Raw genomic sequence first — 3,135 nt, 5'->3', positions numbered from 1 at the left:
GCGACCGCCGCGCCGCCCGGGGCGCGCGCGGCGCTTATGACCGCCGGTCAGGGCTGCCGGTCAGGGATACAGACCCCGGGTCTGGTGGGCGTCGGCCACCCGGCCGACCCCGATGACGTGCGCGGCGTTGCGCATGCTGATCTTCTGGGTCGTGGCCAGCAGGGAGACCTCGCGGTACGCGCGGTCCATCAGCGCCCGGAGCCGGTCGTTGACCTCGTCCTCGGATCAGAAATACGCCTGGATGTCCTGCACCCACTCGAAGTACGAGACCGCCACCCCGCCGCCGTTGGCGAGGATGTCCGGCACCACCAGGACGCCCCGGTCGTCCAGGACCTGGTCGGCCTCGGCGGTCACCGGGCCGTTGGCGCCCTCGACGATGATCGGCGCGCGGACCCGGTCGACGTTCTCGACCGTGATGACGCCCTCCAGCGCCGCGGGGACGAGCACGTCGACGTCGAGCTCCAGGAGCTCGTCGTTGGTGATCGTGTCGGTTCCCGGGTAGCCGACGACCGTCTCCGCGCCGTCGGCGAGATAGCGGATGAGGGCGGCCGGGTTGAGTCCCTGCGGGTTGTAGATCCCGCCCTTCGCGTCCGAGACCGCGACCACAGTGCAACCGGCGTCGTGCAGGTACTGGGCCGCGAGCGTCCCCACCTTGCCGAAGCCTTGGACCGCGATTGTCATCGCGTGCGGGTCGCGCCCGGTCTCGCGCAGCGCGGCGAACACCGAAAGCTGCACCCCCAGGCTGGTCGCCCCGGCCCGACCGGCGGAACCGCCGATGGACAGCGGCTTGCCGGTTACCACGCCGGTGGCGGTGTACCCGGTGTGCGCCGAGTAGGTATCCATGATCCAGGCCATGGTCTGCTCGTCGGTGCCCACATCCGGTGCCGGGATGTCCTTCTCCGGTCCGATCAACGGGACGAGTTCGGCGGCGTAGCGCCGGGTCAGGCGTTCGCGTTCCGGTAGGGAGAGCATCGCCGGTTCCACCGCGATGCCACCCTTGGCCCCGCCGTAGGGGATCCCCATCAGCGCGCACTTCCAGGTCATCCACATCGCCAGCGCCTTGACCTCGTCGAGGTCGGTGGTGGGGTGGAAGCGGATCCCCCCTTGCCCGGGCCACGGGCGAGGTTGTGCTGGACGCGATAGCCGGTCAGCACGGTCAGCTGACCGTCGTCGCACTGTAGCGGAACGCTGACGGTGATCGCCCGGCGGGGCGTGCGGAGCAGGTCGTGCATACCGTCGTCAAGGCCCAGATGACGAGCCGCGTTCGCCAGTTGAACGCAGGCCGTGTCCCATGCTGAGCCGGATCCGAGGATCACAGGCACCTCCGCGGCGCGTTTCGAGCCACCCTTCGCCGCCGAACGCGCCGCCCGGTCCGCCGGCCACGGCGCGCTCCGTTGCGCGCCGCGGTGGTGACTCGATATGGCGCAAACAATAGGTGACGGGAGATGCCGTCTGTCGGGTGCGCGCAGGGCGCGCCATCGCCCACCAGGCACCTCCGGGTACGGTCGCGAGCGTGCGCGCGGACCCGTCGAGCCGCCTCCCGGTGCCGCGGCGGGCCGGGGGGCCGGCTTTGTCCGCACCCGGACGGCTGGCCGCGCTCGCCCGCCCCGGAGCCGGCACCCCCGACCGGTCAGCCCGGTGCCTCTGGGCATGGTGGCTGGTCAGCCGTGCCGTCCTCGTCATCCTGGTGGTGACCGACCAGGCGTTCGGCATGCAGCAGAGCGTGCTCGGCGATCTACACATCTATGCGGAGTGGGGCCGCGGGCTCGGTCGCGGCGAGGGGATGCCCACCGGTGACGACCGCTGGCAGTATCCGCCGGGCGCGGCAGTTGTGTTCGTGTTGCCCGACGTAACTCACGCCCATCTGGGATTGCCCTATCGAGCGGTGTTCATTGGGATGATGGTGGCCGTCGACGCCGTCCTGACTGCCGCGCTGGTGCGTCGCTCGGTCCCGGCGGCAGGGTTCTGGGTGGCCGGTCTCACCGCGCTGGGACCGGTGGCGCTGGCCCGTTTCGATCTGCTGCCGGCCGCGGCGGCGGTCGCGGCCGTGCTCGCGCTCGCCGCGGGCCGGTCCGGCCGGGCGGGATTTCATCTCGCCGCGGGCGCGCTGCTCAAGATCTGGCCGGTCCTGCTGCTGATCGCCCTGTCCCGTCCGCCGCTCCGGTCTCCGGGTCGGTCGGCGCCCTCGCCGGACTGGTTACGTCTTGCCGCCGGCGTCCTGTGCGCCGTCGGGGGGCTCGCGGCGCTGTTCGCGGTCACCGGGTGGTGGCGGGACGCGTTCGGGTTTCTTGGCGCGCAGCAGGCCCGCGGACTACAGGTGGAGGCGGTGGCCGCGACGCCGTTCGTCGTCGCCCACATGCTCGGCCATGGAACGGCACCCGGCTATTCCTACGGTTCGCTCCAGTTCGACACCCCGCTGGCCCGCAGCGTGGCCACTGCATGCTCGTTGACCGAGATCGTAGTGATCGTCATTTCGGCCCTGTGGTGGTGGGGGTGGGTGCGTCCGCCCGCGGCGGCGGACGGCGCGGGCCGGGCCGGTGTGCTCGTGGGGCGCACACTCGCGTTGTTGCTTGTCGTGGTCGTGACCGCCCGCGTGCTCAGCCCGCAGTACCTCGTGTGGATCATGGCGCTCGTCGCGGTCTGGATCGCGATGGCCCGGCCCGCCGGCTCCGGTGGCCTGACCGTCCCGGCCGGTGGACCGTCGTGGCGGTGGGTGGCGCTGCTGCTGATCTGCGTCGTGCTCTCCCAGGTCGTCTATCCGTGGCGGTACAACGACGTCGTCCAGGGACGGATCATGATGAGCCTGGTCCTGGTGGTCCGCAACGTCGGACTGGTCGCCGTCTGCGGGTGGGCGTGGCGTGCCGCCGCCGGATCACGACCAGCGTGATGACCGTTCCCGCGGCCGCAAGGCCGGCGCAGCCGATGACGGCCAGGGACGTCTCGGCGCGCCCGAGCAGCCGCCAGGTCGCGGCGAGCGGCGCGAGGGTCGTCAGGCACAGCCAGGCCGACGTGACGACCACCAGGGCGGTGGTCCACCCCCCGAACCCCCCGACGATCCGTTCGATGGCTGCCCCGAGGCGCCTCATGCGGCGTGGTTGCATCCCCGGCGTCCCGGGGTGGGGCGCCGTTCCAGGG

At 71.8% G+C, this 3,135-nt stretch carries 1 protein-coding gene and 1 pseudogene; one reads left to right on the top strand and one right to left on the bottom strand.

Going from position 1 to position 3,135, the window contains the following annotated elements; translation table 11 throughout:
* Positions 1 to 60: 60 nt before the first annotated feature.
* Positions 61 to 1,316 (bottom strand): annotated as a pseudogene (locus ACY5KJ_RS17600) (Glu/Leu/Phe/Val family dehydrogenase).
* 143 nt (positions 1,317 to 1,459) lie between these two features.
* Between ACY5KJ_RS17600 and ACY5KJ_RS17595 the strand changes: the two are divergent.
* Positions 1,460 to 2,887 (top strand): glycosyltransferase 87 family protein, encoded by a 1,428-nt coding sequence (locus ACY5KJ_RS17595; RefSeq protein ID WP_462203882.1) that lies wholly within the window; start codon positions 1,460 to 1,462, stop codon positions 2,885 to 2,887.
* The last annotated feature ends 248 nt before the right edge of the window (positions 2,888 to 3,135 follow it).

This window comes from Frankia sp. CcWB3, assembly GCF_977927595.1.
This window is presented reverse-complemented; position numbering and strand designations above follow the sequence as displayed.